The sequence below is a fragment of the Micromonospora rhizosphaerae genome (genome assembly GCF_900091465.1).
Taxonomy (GTDB): Bacteria; Actinomycetota; Actinomycetes; order Mycobacteriales; family Micromonosporaceae; genus Micromonospora; species Micromonospora rhizosphaerae.
The window spans coordinates 5,587,827-5,602,178 of the sequence record NZ_FMHV01000002.1 but is presented as its reverse complement, the minus strand read 5'-3'; the positions used below and the strand labels follow the sequence as shown (position 1 = coordinate 5,602,178).

The following is a 14,352-nucleotide window of genomic DNA, read 5'->3' as shown; positions in this document are numbered from 1 at the left end:
TCGGGCAGGGTCCTGCATTACAGGCGAACGCCTGCCTCTGCTGCGGCGGTCGCGAGATATTGACGGCTGGCCGCAGCCATCTCGTCTACGCTCGGGCTGAAGTCGAATGCCTCAACGGAGATCCAGCCGTCGTATCCAACGCCGCCCAGTGCTTTGAAGATCGGCACGAAGTCGGTGTCTCCGAACCCGGGGCCTCGCCGGTTGGCGTCGTTGGCCTGCACGTAGGCCAGGTGCGGCGCGGCCAGGTCGATCAGCTCGGGGATGGGCGTCCGTTCTGAACTCATGCTCTTTACGTCGAGCACCATTCGGAGCGCCGGTGAACGGACCGCCTCAACGAGACCAACAACCTCTGCCGTCGTATTCATGAAGTCCGTTTCTTCAGCAGGCAACGCCTCAAGGCAGACCGTCACGCCGACCTGTTCCGCGAGGGCGGCCCACGCTCCAAACGTCTGAAGCGCTCGCTTCCTTGCCGTCTCGGCCGACATCCCTGGCGGCGTACTGCGCTGGCCCGGGGAGCCGAACACGAGGACCTCGCCCCCGAGGTCACCACACAACTCGGTCAGGGCTCGGAGGTACTGCAGCGTCCGTTTCTCGGTTGCGGGATCGTCTGTGGACACGTGCATACCCTGCGTGCGGGCGAGCAGCCAGTGAAGGCCCGTGATAGACAGCCCTCGGTCGTGAGCCATTGCCCGGATCTTTCGGCGGTCGGCCCGTGTGAGCTGGTCCGGGTCGGGTCCAAGCGTGTAGGGCGCAAGTTCCACCCCGGTGTATCCGGCTTGGGCGAGACGGTCGAACGCGATGTCGAGCGGCTCGTTCTCAAAGCCTTCGTTGCACATGGCGAGGCGCATTTGTCAGCCCTCGAGCGGCGCGGTGTCGGCGAACGCCGCGAAGTGCTTCGCGACCCGACCCGTGCGTGCGTCCCCTAGGTGAGCGACCACCCGGAAGCGGAACGTCACGGGGTCATCCGGATCGAGGACAAGGGTCCCGTCCCGACCCTCCCCCGGCCAGAAGTCGCTGTAGCCGAACGGGTTCGCGGCCAGCAGCCCGTAGTCTCGTACGTGCCAGCAGGTGGGGTGGCGCGGGTTGTCGGGATGGTCCAGTACCGCCACCCCGACGACCGTCCCGTCAACCGGGCCGGAGTAGTCACACCAGTCCGCTGGGCGCCCCCAGCACTTCGCCTCCCCAACATCACCCAATGCGTTCTCGATTCGGCCGCCGCGGCGCTCCTCCATCGGTACGGCCACCCGGACGGCGATCAAACCGGCCTCCTTCGTGTCCCGAAGGACTACCGGTTGGCGTCCAGGTGTCGTCAGGGTCGTCTGCATATCGACCACCACCGCGCCGTCGTCCGCCGGAGGTCGTACGACTGTAATGCGACGCTCCCGCAGGTGGACATCGCCGTCCGCGGCAATCCACTGGAGTCCCTGGGTCACCCGCCAGGCCTGGTCGGTGTGGCCGATGTCGGCGGGGCTCTCCGCCACGATGCGCCCATGCCCATCGAACTCGGTCCAGAAGTCCGCCCCGTCAACGTTTCGGTGCCCCCACCAGATCCCGCGGTGATGCGGATGGTCACGTGAATCCTCGGGGACGTCCTCATCGAGCGATCGCGTGACCTGATGTCCGCCTGGCACGATGAGCCGCTGCAGGTACGGGCGGGGTGACGACCCGCCCAGGTGGTATGACGCTACGGCACCCCCATCGAACGAAATGGCGACCGTGTCCTGCTCGGTCGCCGTACCGACCTGGTGCTCGGGCATGCCGAAATTCCTCTCCTAGCGGGGTTCTTTCCACAACCTGACGTTGGCGTTGACCGGGTCCTCGCTCCTGCTTCAGGAGCCAGCGGTGGCTTTCGTTCGCTCCGCAGCCATGGCACTCAGCCGACGATCGACCTCCTCCGGGCTGAACACCTGGTCGCGCACCATGACAACGGCGCCCGCGATCCCGGCCCGATCACCGAGAGCGCTTGTGGTGACAAGCAGCCGCCGAGTGGCGAGTGGCTGGGTCCGTTGCAGGAGCGACTCGTGCACACCACGGAGGAAGTGCTCGCCGGTGTCGGCCAGGTCGCCGCCGATCACGAGCACGCGGGGGTTGATCAGGCTGATCGCGGTGGCGAGCACCTCGCCCACGAGCAGGCCGGCTCGACGGACGATCGAGACCGCCGCGGGTTCTCCGGCGGAGACGAACGAGATGACGTCGCGGCTCGTGAGGGCTTTGAACCCGAGGTCGCGCAGCTGGCGAGCCATTGCCGCACCGCTTGCGCTGGCTGCGAGGCAGCCGGTTGCCCCGCACGCACACTGTGCGGCGCTGCCGCTGATGCGCACGTGCCCGATGTCACCTTCGGCACCGTCGACGCCACGGAGGACGCCGCCGTCCACGACGATCCCGGCACCCAGCCCGGTGCCCACCTTGATGAACAGCAAGGACTTTTCGTCGGGGAAGACGACGCGATGCTCCCCCAGAGCCATCATGTTGGCGTCGTTGTCGAGGTACAACGGCACGTCGAAACGCCGCGACATCTCCTCCCGTACCGGGAAGTCGTGCCAGCCGGGCATGATCGGTGGGCGCACCACGCGGGCAGCCTCGAAGTCCACTGGGCCCGGGACACCCATCCCGATGCCGCACACACTGTCCCTGCCTCGCCCTGCTTTCTCCAGCAGGGCGTCGAACCGGTCGCACACCTCGGGCAGCACGGATTGCGGCCCGGCTGCGATACGACTGTCGACGACCTGCTCTGCAAGGATCTCCCCACTGGCATCGGTGACCGCCACGCGGGCGTGCGTGACGTCGAGGTCGGCGGCGAGGATGGTCGGGGTGCGGTCCTCGAAGGTCAGCAGCGTTGGCGGCCGACCGCCCGACGACGAAGCGATGCCCCCCTCGCGCAGGTAACCGGCACTGACCAACGCGTCGATGCGGGCGGCCACAGTGGATCGGGAGAGCTCGGTGATCTCGCCGAGCTCGCGTCGTGTGCCGACTCGCCCGTCCCGGAAGAACTGCAGCAGATGGCCAGCGCTGTTTGACGGCCGCCCCGGAGCCACGTGCGTCCCCCTCATCCCTTCTCGGCGCCCGCGCTGAGCCCCTCGACGAGCAGCCGTTCCGACGCGAAGAACAACGCGATGATTGGAATAGTTAACACCACGGACCCAGCCATCAGCACGGTAGTGGGCACCTCGATGCTGCCGGACAGCTGCGCGAGCCCGAGGGACACGGTCCAACGGTCGCGGTCCTGCACGAGGAATAGCAATGCGAACAAGAACTCGTTCCAGGCGATCATGCAGACGTATAGCCCGGTGGCCATGACGGCAGGCATGGCCAGCGGCAGGCTGACCCGCCGGATTACCCCGAGCCGACCGCAACCATCGAGGAGAGCCGCCTCTTCGAGGCTGACTGGGATCGTGTCGAAATACCCTCGGAGCATGTAGATGGTGACGGGGATGGTGTGGGCGACGTAGACGAGCGCCAGGCCGAAGAGACTTCCGCGTAGTCCGAGTCGAGCGAAGAGGACGAACAGCGGGACGGCAACGATGATCGACGGAAAGAAATAGACCCCAACGAAAAGGGCGCTCACTTGACGGCGTCCGCGGAAGGCGAGACGACTGATGGCGTACGCCCCGGGGATCGACGCCGCCAGCGTAATGATCACGGTCCCGACCGACACGAGCAGGCTGTTTCTTATCAGGGTGAGGAATCCCTGTCCGCCGTCGGCGACCGAGCGGAGCACGCGACGGTAGGCGTCGAGCGAGATCTTGGCGGGGTCCACCCAGATTCGACCCGGGTCGAGTAGGAGGTCCTGGATGCTGCGCACGGACAGCATGAGCATGTAGTAGAACGGCAGCACGGAGGCCAGCACGAGCAACGCGATGACCACCCACCGCAGCACGCGCAGGGCAAGGGTCTCGATGCTGTCTCGCGTCCACCGACGCCCGGGCCGCCTCGGGGTCTCCGGGTCGGCGGGACGAGCGGCCGGCTCGGCGCCGGTCAGGGTCGTCACTGAGAGTCTCCTTCCCACCGGCGGGTGGCTCGGCGCTGGATGAGCAGGAATATCACGAGCACACCGGCCAGCACGACTGCCTGGGCGCAGGCAGCGCCCACGTCCTTTCGCGAGGTGAGGTAGTCGAAGACGCGAACGCTGACGACCTCGGTGCCGGATCCTCCGCCGGTGAGCAGGTAGACATCGTCGAACTTGTTGAACGTGAAGATGAATCGCAGCACGAACAGCACGGCGATCGTGGGCACGAGTTGCGGCCACAGGATATGCCGGAAGCTCTGCAGGGGTGTCGCGCCGTCTACGCGCGCGGCTTCTTCGCTGTCCTTCGGCACGGCCTGCAGCCGCGCTGTTAGGAACAGGAACGCGAACGGATAGTAGCGCCAGATTTCGAACGCGATGACCGTCAGCAGCGCGGTGGAGGACTGAGACAGGAACGGGATGGCCTCGCTCCAACCGAGGAAGCGCGTGCCCCAGTCGTTGACGATGCCGAACTGGGGGTTGAGCATGACCGTCCACACAAACGTGACCGCGACGACCGGGGCGACGTAAGGCAGCAAGATCAGGCCTCGTACGAGGGACCGTCCCCGGAAGGGGCGCCGGACCGCGATTGCCGCGACCAGGCCCACCGCGATCGACCCGGCGGTAGAGCCAAGGGCGTATAGGACGGTGGTGCGTAGCGCCTGCCAGAAGCCGGGTGCTGTGAGCACGCTGATGAAGTTGTCCAACGTGTATCGTCCGAAGAACCCGGCGTAGCGAATGTTGATCAGCCGGATATCTTGAAATGCTAGGGCGAAGGCCCAGACTATCGGGACCACGAGCACCAGCACGACCATCGCCACCGTGGGTGTTATCAGGCCGAGCCCGGTGCGCGCGTCCTGCTGACGCAGAGTTCGCGTGCGTACTGCCATCGGTCCTCCCGCGGGTCGGGCCCCACGGACATGTGGGGCCCGACCCGGCAACATCATTTGAGCGACTTCGCGATTTCCTCGACCGCCGCGGTGGCGTCCTTGCCCGCCTTCTCCGGCGAGCCCCCGTTGACCATCGCGTTGATGGCCTTGGGCACGGGCAGTTCGCCGAGGGTGGCGCCGACCAACGCGCCCTGGCCCTGCGGGAAGCCCCAGCGGTCGAACCGGTCCGGACCGCTGAGAATCGAGTTGATGACGTCGGCGGAGTAGATGCTGCTCAGCGGCATCTTCTTGTCGACGCCGGCGGTGAGCCCGCCCCACGCCTTCACGAACTTCTGCGGGTCGTCGGCGGTGCCCTTGCGGACCGGCACCTTGCCCTCGGGGGCGAGCGCGAGCCAGTCGGCGTAACCGTCATTCATCATGTACTCGACGAACTTCTTCGTCGCGGGCTTGTTCGCGTCGCGCGTGATCGCCCAGGACACCACCTGGCCGAACTGCGCCGGCTGCCCGTCAGGACCGCTGACCGGACCGATGACACCGGTGTTCTTGGCCAGGAAGGTCGGGTCGGCCTTGCATTCGGGGCAGGTCGGCAACGCGTCGTTTCGCAATCCGGCCAGTTCGTCGAGCAGGAACGACGACCACACCACCATCGCCGTCTTGCCGGCGAAGTAGTTCGCGCGCGTGGTGTCGACGTCCTGGTTTCCCTTGAGCGAGTATTTGCTGGCCAGGTCGTTGTAGAAGCGGAAGGTGTTCACGCACTGCGGGCTGTCGAGCGTTACCTTCCTGTTTGCGTCCACCATCTGGCAGCCATTGCCGAGCGCGAAGTACTCGAAGGACTGCTGGGTGAATCCATCGCCCGGCGTCGTCGCCAGCGCGATGCCGGCCGTCCCGCCCGTGTTCAGGCGCGAGGCTGCCGCCGTGATCTTGTCGAAGCTGTCCGGTGCGGCAAGCCCGGCCTTGGCGAAGAGATCCTTGCGGTAGAAGAGGAGCTGCGACCACGCGTCGCTGGGAACCGCTAGCTGACGCCCCTTGTCCTGGGTGAGTTTGAGCGCGCCAGGGGAGAACGTGTTCTCGCCGAGATCCTTGACGATCTCCCCGGGAGTCTGCGTGTCGAGAAGTTCGTTGACGGCGAGCGACTGAACGCCCGCCGGATTCAGCGCCGCCACGAGGTCCGGCAGCTTGCCCTCAGCCGCGGCCGTAGTGATCACCTGGTCGAACTGATCCTCAGCAATGGCGACGACGTTGACCTTGATCCCAGTGCTGGCTTCAAATTTTGCGGCGATCGCCTTAGTGGCCTCGACCCGCTCCTGGACGTCCTCTGTGGTCCACATGGTGATCGACTTTGCGGTGCCCTGGTCCTTACCGCCGTCGTTGCCTGCAGGCGCGCTGGTGGTGCACCCCGCGAGAAACGTAAGGACAGCACTAGCGGCGATGACGTATCTCGCGCGCATCTTCACCTTCCTGTTGGCTGGCGGGGTGCGAGCCCCTTGCCCGGTTGACGCGGCTGCGGCTAACGCCCCTGAAACTTCCGCTACATCTGAGCGCAACTTCTGCCAGAACACAAGACAAAGACGAAAAGATGTCGGCCGGAAGTCCTCAGGCCATGCGGCGTCAGGGCTTTCAGATCCACGCCGAAGCCCCGCAGAAACCGACTATCGGTGGAAATCATCCGTTTCGTCCAGCACTGCCTGAAGCGTGTCCCGCGGCATCAGCAGGCCCCGCTGCACCGCCTCCGCGCTGCCGCTGTGGACAGGGTCCTCGTGCTCGATCGAGAGCACTCGGTGAATCCCCCGGCACGCAGCGTCCGCACGACTCGTCCAGGTGGGGCCGGGTTTAGCCGACGCGGATCGTCGACCGGCCATGCGGCGATCTCGAGAGCGGCAAAGCCCGGCCGCTCCGGCCCACCGGACGATGGCCGGCAGCGAGAGGTCCCTCAGGGATGCCGTCCAAGACGCCAAGCTGCACGATTCGCCCTCTAGGGCACCGCCACATAGATCCGCCGTCATGGGACCGGAACTTGACGGATCACTAGACAGGTTTAGTCTAACGGTCAGTCAAAACTGGGAGGCGTGATGCAGCAGGTGGTCGAGTTCCTCGGCCCTTGTGTCGTAGGGCTCGCAGCGGAACCGGCCAAGCCGGTGTCGCCGGGCACGGTACGGGTGCGGACATGGTATTCAGGCATCTCCGCGGGCACCGAGCTCACCGCATACCGGGGCACCAACCCCTACCTCAACAAGACCTGGGGCAGCGACCGCCGCCTCTTCGTCGAAGGAGTCCCGCTGCGCTTCCCCGCCGCCATCGGAGACGCTCGATGACCGGCCAGGTGAACGAGCCACCACTAACCGAGCGGATCAGCTGCCAGGAGCAACTGCTGCCTGGCACGTCGCTGCAGCAGAAGTGGGAGGCTGCCCAGCAGGCGGGGTTCAACGCGATCGAGCTGCGTGGCAAGGGCGACCTGGCCTTCGAGGGCCGGCGTCTGGAACTGCAGCGCGCGGTGGCAGACGGCGTCGTCATGCCGACGGTGTGCGTGGAGATGCTGCACTTCATCGGCGACTTCGACGAGGAGCGCCGGCGCGACGCCGTACGCCAGATGCGCTCACAGCTGAGCATGATCGCCGCGATTGGCGGCGAGATGGCGATAACACCGGCCTCCTACGGCCAGTTCTCCCGCCGTCTGCCGCCCTTCGAACCGCCGCGCAGGCCGGAGGACGATCGCGCGGTCCTGCTCGAGGCACTCGCGGAGCTGGGCGAGCACGCGGAACGCGAGGGCGTGGTGCTGGGGCTCGAGCCGCTGAACCGGTACGAGAATCACATGGTCAACACCCTGGCCGACGCCGTGTCGCTGTGCAAAGAAATCGGGCTGCCGTCGGTGCGCGTCGCGGCAGACACCTACCACATGAACATCGAAGAAGCCGACCCCGCGGAAGCGCTGCTCGACGCCGCACCATGGTTGGGCCACGTTCAGGTGTCGGACTCCAACCGGCTCGAGCCGGGCGGAGGCCACGTCGACTGGTCACTGCTGTTAAGCACGCTGAACGCCATCGCGTATCCCGGCTGGCTGGCCTTCGAGTGCCGGCTCTCCGGCGACGCCACCGAGGTGCTGCCGCGCTCGGTCTCTATGCTCCGGCGCGCGGCCTCATGACGGCGATCGGGCTGCAAGCTCGGGCAGGCGCGACGACGGGCGGCTACGCGCTGTCGTCCGAGGACTTGCGGCGCACCGCCGTGGCGACGCTGGTCCGCAACTGGCGTGGCCGGTCCACCGTGCCGACCCCCTCTCTCTACCCCCATCAATGGAGCTGGGACTCCGCGTTCAATGCGGTTGGCTGGGCGCACGTTTCGCCGCGCCGCGCCTGGACTGAACTATCCGCCCTCCTGGGCGCTCAGTGGCGCGACGGTCGCGTACCCCAGATCGTCTTCGACCCAGCCGTAGCGGAGGACGCGTACTTCCCCGGTCCGTGGTTCTGGCGGCCGCTGCCTGCGGATGGCCCGCCGCGCGGCGTCGTGACCAGCGGGCTCGTGCAGCCGCCGGTGCACGCCGGCGCCGCACTTACGGTCGCGCGCCGATCTCCCGGCCCGGAGTCCGCCGCGGCGCTGCGGCGGCTCTACCCCCGGCTGGTGCGCTGGCACGACTACCTGTGGTCCCGACGCCGCGCACCAGAGGTCGGTCTGGTCGCGATCGTGCACCCGTGGGAGTCCGGTCTGGACAACAGCCCGACATGGGACGCACCTCTTCGTGCCGTACCGGCGCGGAACGTTACCGAGGTCGCCGGCCACCGGCGCGACCTGCTGCATGCCGGGTCCGCGCATCGTCCCACCCACGACGATTACGCACGCTACGTCCTGCTCGTCCGCGATTACCGCGACGGCGGATACCGCGATACGCACCACTCGCTGCGGTTCTACGTGGTCGACCCGCTGATGAACGCTGTCCTGGCATGGTCGGAGCGCGCCCTGGCCGCGATTGCCCGCATCGTCGGGGCCGACCCGCAGCCGCACCTCGACCGAGCCCGTGAGATCACCCAGCTCATGCAGGAGCACTTGTGGTCCCCCGCCGCCGGCTGTTTCACCGCAATGGACGCCCTGACCGGTGCGCCAATCCGCACCCGCACGGTCGGCGGGCTGGCGCCGCTGCTGCTGCCCGACCTGGACGCGGCCATCCGCGAAACGCTCGTGGCGACGCTGACCGGGCCGGCCTTCGGCCTAGGGGACGGCGTCCGCGGTGTACCGAGCTACGACCTCACGGCACCGGATCTTGACCGGCAGCGCTACTGGCGCGGGCCTACGTGGGCGAGCACCAACTGGCTGGTGTGGCAAGGCCTACAGACCGCGGAACGGCACGACCTCGCCGGCCGGCTGGCGGCAGACATGGTCGGCCTGGTCGCCGCCGCCGGACTACGGGAGTACTTCGACCCCATCACCGGCGCAGGCCTCGGCGGCACCGACTTCACCTGGACTGCCGCTGTACTTCTGGACATGCTGCCCCCGCCGTCCGCGGCGACCGCCACCAACCCCATCCAGATTGGACCGTGATGATCGCTCAAACCCTCATATCCCACCACATCGGAGAGATGGCGCTAGAGCCGTACGAGCTTCCCGACCTACTCCCACCCGACGGCATCCGCGTTGAGGCCGCCGTCACCACCATCAGCCCCGGCACCGAGGTCGCGAACTACCTCGGGACGACGACCCAACGCACCCCCGAGTCCACCGAGGCCTACGTGCCAGGCTATTCGTTCGCCGGGACCGTGCTCGCCGTCGGGTCACAGCACACCCGCTTCGCGCCCGGTGACCGAATCTGCGGCCCGCTCCCACACGCGTCGCACGCGGTGGAGGCCAGGCCCGAGCGCCTCGCCCGGATGACGAAGATTCCCGACGGCGTCAGCTTCCGGGACGCCTCTTTCACCCAGTTGGGCTGCATCGCACTGAACGGTGTGCGTCGTGCCCGCATTGAAATGGGGCAAAGTGTCGCCATCGTCGGCGCCGGGCTGGTCGGTCTACTGGCCGGCCGGCTCGCGCGGCTCGACGGCGCGTGGCCGCTTGTCTCGCTGGACCTGGTGCCCGGGCGGCGGGCTTTGTCCGCGCGCTACGGCGCCCACTTGGCCCTGGACCCGCGCGATCCGGACACCAGAGACCGGCTCGAAGCGGTCGCGCCGGGTGGCTTCCAGGTAGTCATCGAGGCCACCGGGTCGCCCCAAGCCTTCCTGCCGTCACTCGCTCTCGCTCACAAAGGCGGTCGCATCGTGCTCCTTGGCAGCACGCGTGGCGCGGTCACCAACTTCGACCCCTATGCCGACGTGCACGTTCGCGGACTCGACCTCGTGGCCGCACACGTCTCCAGCACCCCCACCGCAGGTGCCAATGAGGGGCCATGGACAGAAGCGGCGAACCGCGCCTTCCTGCTGTCGCTCATCGAACACGGCGAACTGGACATCAATCCGCTCGTGACCCACACCATCGCCCCCAAGGAGGCGCCGGACGCCTTCGCCGCGCTTGCGGACCGATCGGCCGACCACCTCGGCGTCGTCATCGACTGGGCCGGGCAACGATGACCGCCGAGGACGAGGTCAACGGGCTCCTCGCCGGCGTCTTCCCCGCCGGCACTGCCCCTTCCCGGCTCGCCGTCTACGACTGGTCCGGCCCCGACGGCCTTCCCGGTGGCTCCGCGCACGCCCACCTCGCCTGCACTGAGGGATACGTCGTCGTGGGCGGGCGCGGACGGCTGCAGACGCTGAGCTCCAGCGGCTTCGCTGAGACCCCCCTGGACGCTCAGACGGTCGCATGGTTCGAGCCAGGAGTCATCCACCGGCTGGTGAACGACGGTGACCTGCGCATCGTGGTCCTGATGCAGAACAGCGGACTGCCCGAGGCCGGGGACTGCGTACTGACCTTCCCACCCGATCGTCTTGCTGACCCTTCTGCCTACCAGGAGGTTGCTTCGATCTCCGACGCGGCGGACGCCGAGGCGGCGGCCCGCAGGCGCAAAGACCTCTCGGTCGAGGGTTTCCTGCAGCTGCGCGAGAAGGTCGCCTCCGAGGGTCCGCGCGCGCTGGAGGACTTCTACCGCGCGGCCGTTGCCCTGACCGCCTCGCGACGGAAACAATGGCACGACGTCTGGTCTAACGGTGCGCTAGTCGCTGCGCGAACCACCGGCAGACAACTCGACGCGCTGGACGGCGGGCAGACGGATCACCTATACGGCGGGCGTCTGCACATCGAGGGCTACCCGGCCGACCGCCGTTTCGGCATGTGCGGGCGGCTCGAGACGTACAACGGAACGCCGCGCGGCCGGCGGGGCTCATAACTGCGGTTGTCGGCTCGTTCTCGCCCTTGGCTGCCGCCGGCGTCGGCTTTTGCCGAGTTCCCGAGTCGGGCGCGATGGGAACGATCAGTGGGTCAGCCGTGAGCTCCAACATGGGCGATTTCGGGGCATTCGCCTCGGAGCGACTGGTCGGGGTTCGATGGCGTCCCCCATCGCGGATGAGGAAGCGGTAGGCGTCGGATCGCTGCGTCCCCATCTATGGTGGGTTCTACCGCTCGGCACTTGCACCACGAAGACCCACCGCCATGTGCTGAGGGCCTTACGCGACCTGTCCTCATGACAGCCGCACACCGCCCTGGACCCTGCTGCAGTGATAGGGCGGCCGTGTCAGCTTGCCTCCGCCAGACGTCTTGAGGTCCAGCGCCGATTAAGGCACCCTGTGGCTGTTGGCGCGCTGATGCCGGCGGGGGCTCCACCAAGGCGGCCACCACTGAAAGAGTCGACCTCGTTGCGACGTACGCGCGGTTCTTGTCAGAGCCACCTGCCACCCTCAGGCCAAAGCACCTGGCGGAGGAGAGTGGAGCATGCGGCTCGCACTGGTGGAGATGGCTCTCGGTGCGGCTGGTGTTCCGGCGACGGAGGGAACGGGGGTTTATGTCTGGGCTGACGGGGAGTCCCCCGATGCCTACGTACTGTACATCGGCGAAGCAGCAAACGTTCGGAAGCGGATCGGGGACGAGCAGGCTTGGGCCGAGCAGTTTGCTCAGCTGCGGCACGCCGGGCACAGCCTCTGGGAATCGGCCGGCTGCGGCCTGTCGGCCGTTCTGGCGACGGCGTCCAGCCCGACAGTTTTCACCTGGCCGATGGACGCAAGCCGCCGCAAGCTGGTCCAGGTTGCCCTCATCAGGCTCGCCGCGCTAACGGGCGGCACGCCGCCCGCGCAGGGTGCCGGTTGGGACTACGACCGAGGCAGGAGCGCCCTCGACATTGCAGCGAGTGGGCTCCTTGGCGAGTGGTTCAACGGCCAGGTCGGCCGAAGCGTTGAGCGGGACGCTCCAATCCAACAGCACTCGGCGGACGGAAAACCTACGCACCATCTTTCAAAGTTGAGAAGCGCGACCCGCCGTCGACAGGCTTATAGTCCGCTCATGTCCGATGAAATCGAACATTCGTCTGAAGGGCGAACTCCCGCTGCCGCGCTCCACCGGGTGAACGGGATGATCGAACGCAAACTGGCGGATCTTGAGGAACTGGTTCGACTCAGGGCCGAACTCACTGGGGACGATCCGTTCGGTGACCGACTGCGCCAGGAGCAGGCCAAGGCGTTCTTCCAGCACCGACGGGACGAGGCTAGGCAGCGAGATCCCGAGGGTTGGGCGGCGGCGAATGCCTGGGCACGTGAGGTTCTCGAGCAGACCCGCCGGAGGCAGGAAAAGGCAAGTAGACGGCCGTCGCCCGCCGTGGAGGTGGCGACGCAGCTGGTAGTGCGGTGGCATGAAGCGCGACGTGCCGAGTCTGAGGCGCTAAGGGCAAGGATGCGCAATCTCGGTAGGGGTCAGAACGAAGCTGACTAGCTAGTCCCCCCTAACGGTAGTTGCTGCCGGTAACCATCCAGCCACCTGCGCACCTACCTGCTCGTGCGGGGCGGCCATCCCAGTGGCGACCGAACCTGGCGGTAGAGTGGATCAACAACTTGACCTGCAACTACCATCATCTTTCCCGGGCCGCACCTCCCGGGGAAGAGGGGCTCAACGAAGTTGATGGGGGTCGGCTGATGCCGTAGGTCTGTCCGGAGTGGACCTGGTGTGAGGGGAGCCCGAGGCTCTTGGTGATCATCTTGTTGTCGAGGCAACCTGATCACAACAGTAGAGCCACGGGCATGGTTGAGGATACGAGCCGGCTGTTGGGCCTTGCCGGTCTGGCGGTCGTCGGAGTCGCTGACGGGCCGCACGGTCCGGTGGTGGACGTGATCACCGCGGATGAGCAGGCACGGCAATGCCCGGAGTGCGGGACACCGGCGCGCAGGTCGAAGGGCCAGCGGGTGACCCGGCCGCGTGACCTGGCCGTGGGAGGGCGGCGGCCGAGTCTGCGGTGGTGCAAGCGTCGCTGGCGTTGTGATGAGCCCGCCTGTGGGCGCGGGTCGTTCACCGAGGCGGTGGCGGCTGTGCCGGCCCGCAAGCGGTTGACCGCACGGTTGCGGGCGGCGGCCGGTGCCGCGGTCGCCGACGGTGGCCGCACGGTGGTGCAGTCTGCGCGGGATCATGAGGTGTCCTGGCCGCTGGTCGCCGCCGTTCGCGGCGCATGCGGCTGCGGTGCTGCCTGAGCAGCCACAACCTGTCGAGGTGTTGGGCATCGATGAAATCCGCCGGGGCAGGCCGAAGTTCGTGTTCGACGAGGCCATCGGCGCCTGGCAGAGCACCGTCGACCGCTGGCACGTCGGGTTCTGCGATCTGTCGGGTGGGCAAGGGCTGCTCGGTCAGGTCGAGGGCCGCAACGCCCAGGTCGTGGTCGACTGGCTCCTGGCGCGCCCGCCGGCCTGGCGTGATCAGGTGCGCTACGTCGCGATCGACATGTGCACGATCTTCAAGTCCGCGGTCGAGCGAGTACTGCCTCACGCCCAACTCGTCGTCGACCACTTCCACCTCGTCCAGTTGGCCAACGCCACCGTTACCGAGGTCCGCCGCCGAGTCACCGTGCAGGTCCGCGGCCGGCGCGGACGCAAAGGCAACCGCGAGTGGGAGCTCCGCAATCGGCTGACCCGCTCCGCCGCCCGGATGCGCGCCGAGCACGGCGGGGCAGCGGGGCTAGCGACCAAAGATCGCTAGCCGACCCTGCCGTTCGACCTGCGACTTCCGCGCCGTATCCGGCCGGCGGGCAAGCCTGTCCGGCGGTTCCTCGCGGAACATCAGAGGACATCTCGGGCTCCGGTCCCGGGCCGGCCGAACTGACGCGGGGCACATGACGTACCGTGACACACCCACAATGATCGCCTGGGCAGAAGTTTCTGCCCGGAAGGAGGAGATGGACGAAGCGGTGGGCCCCGACCCCGTCTCGCTCGGCGCTCCCGTCTGAACTTCCTACCTCTTACTCCAACCACTCCACGTCCCACACGGAGGGCCATTGCCGAACGCCTACGCCCGAAATGTGATGGCCAACTGGCCATGGCAGGTCCCGCACCGCCGCGGCCACATCTGGCCCGCGGC

13 protein-coding genes and 1 pseudogene are annotated in these 14,352 nt (G+C 67.3%); 7 read left to right on the top strand and 7 right to left on the bottom strand.

Translation table 11 applies throughout. The features are described from left to right. Nucleotides 1-17: 17 nt before the first annotated feature. From GA0070624_RS26370 to GA0070624_RS36510, 7 genes are all read right to left on the bottom strand, one after another. A complete protein-coding gene (locus tag GA0070624_RS26370) occupies nucleotides 18-848 on the bottom strand; it encodes a sugar phosphate isomerase/epimerase family protein (protein ID WP_091345619.1) in 831 nt (276 codons plus the stop codon). A 3-nt stretch (nucleotides 849-851) separates the two neighbouring features. After that, on the bottom strand, nucleotides 852-1,757 hold the full coding sequence (locus GA0070624_RS26365; protein WP_091345618.1) for a DUF6807 domain-containing protein: 906 nt from the start codon (nucleotides 1,755-1,757) through the stop codon (nucleotides 852-854). Nucleotides 1,758-1,829: 72 nt separating this feature from the next. Continuing rightward, nucleotides 1,830-3,035 carry an ROK family transcriptional regulator gene (locus GA0070624_RS26360; RefSeq protein WP_218105313.1) on the bottom strand — a complete coding sequence of 402 codons (1,206 nt, stop codon included), beginning with the start codon at nucleotides 3,033-3,035 and terminating at the stop codon, nucleotides 1,830-1,832. An 11-nt stretch (nucleotides 3,036-3,046) separates the two neighbouring features. Then, nucleotides 3,047-3,988 (bottom strand): carbohydrate ABC transporter permease, encoded by a 942-nt coding sequence (locus GA0070624_RS26355; protein ID WP_245718997.1) that lies wholly within the window; start codon nucleotides 3,986-3,988, stop codon nucleotides 3,047-3,049. Next, nucleotides 3,985-4,893 carry a carbohydrate ABC transporter permease gene (locus GA0070624_RS26350; RefSeq protein ID WP_091345616.1) on the bottom strand — a complete coding sequence of 303 codons (909 nt, stop codon included), beginning with the start codon at nucleotides 4,891-4,893 and terminating at the stop codon, nucleotides 3,985-3,987. The genes GA0070624_RS26355 and GA0070624_RS26350 overlap by 4 nt, the downstream gene beginning before the upstream one ends. Before the next feature lie 53 nt (nucleotides 4,894-4,946). Then, nucleotides 4,947-6,341, bottom strand: coding sequence for an ABC transporter substrate-binding protein (locus GA0070624_RS26345; protein WP_091345615.1), 1,395 nt, complete (start codon nucleotides 6,339-6,341; stop codon nucleotides 4,947-4,949). A 201-nt stretch (nucleotides 6,342-6,542) separates the two neighbouring features. Next, a complete protein-coding gene (locus GA0070624_RS36510) occupies nucleotides 6,543-6,668 on the bottom strand; it encodes a hypothetical protein (protein WP_281181011.1) in 126 nt (41 codons plus the stop codon). 294 nt (nucleotides 6,669-6,962) lie between these two features. On the opposite strand from GA0070624_RS36510, the gene GA0070624_RS35415 reads away from it, so the two are divergent. From GA0070624_RS35415 to GA0070624_RS37010, 7 genes and pseudogenes are all read left to right on the top strand, one after another. Further along, on the top strand, nucleotides 6,963-7,205 hold the full coding sequence (locus GA0070624_RS35415) for a hypothetical protein (RefSeq protein ID WP_091345614.1): 243 nt from the start codon (nucleotides 6,963-6,965) through the stop codon (nucleotides 7,203-7,205). Beyond that, nucleotides 7,202-8,032: a sugar phosphate isomerase/epimerase family protein gene (locus GA0070624_RS26335; protein WP_091345613.1), complete on the top strand. Its 831-nt coding sequence runs from the start codon at nucleotides 7,202-7,204 to the stop codon at nucleotides 8,030-8,032. Before GA0070624_RS35415 ends, GA0070624_RS26335 begins: the two co-directional genes overlap by 4 nt. Continuing rightward, a complete protein-coding gene (locus tag GA0070624_RS26330) occupies nucleotides 8,029-9,420 on the top strand; it encodes an MGH1-like glycoside hydrolase domain-containing protein (RefSeq protein ID WP_141715173.1) in 1,392 nt (463 codons plus the stop codon). Before GA0070624_RS26335 ends, GA0070624_RS26330 begins: the two co-directional genes overlap by 4 nt. After that, nucleotides 9,420-10,439, top strand: a complete 1,020-nt coding sequence (locus tag GA0070624_RS26325; protein WP_141715172.1) for a zinc-dependent alcohol dehydrogenase — start codon at nucleotides 9,420-9,422, stop codon at nucleotides 10,437-10,439. Before GA0070624_RS26330 ends, GA0070624_RS26325 begins: the two co-directional genes overlap by 1 nt. Beyond that, nucleotides 10,436-11,191: a cupin domain-containing protein gene (locus GA0070624_RS26320; protein WP_091345611.1), complete on the top strand. Its 756-nt coding sequence runs from the start codon at nucleotides 10,436-10,438 to the stop codon at nucleotides 11,189-11,191. The genes GA0070624_RS26325 and GA0070624_RS26320 overlap by 4 nt, the downstream gene beginning before the upstream one ends. Nucleotides 11,192-11,733: 542 nt before the next feature. Further along, entirely contained in the window at nucleotides 11,734-12,723 is a 990-nt protein-coding gene (locus tag GA0070624_RS26315; protein WP_091345610.1) for a hypothetical protein, read from the top strand. 305 nt (nucleotides 12,724-13,028) lie between these two features. Further along, nucleotides 13,029-13,938, top strand: a pseudogene (locus tag GA0070624_RS37010) (ISL3 family transposase); the annotation flags it as partial. Nucleotides 13,939-14,352 lie beyond the last annotated feature (414 nt).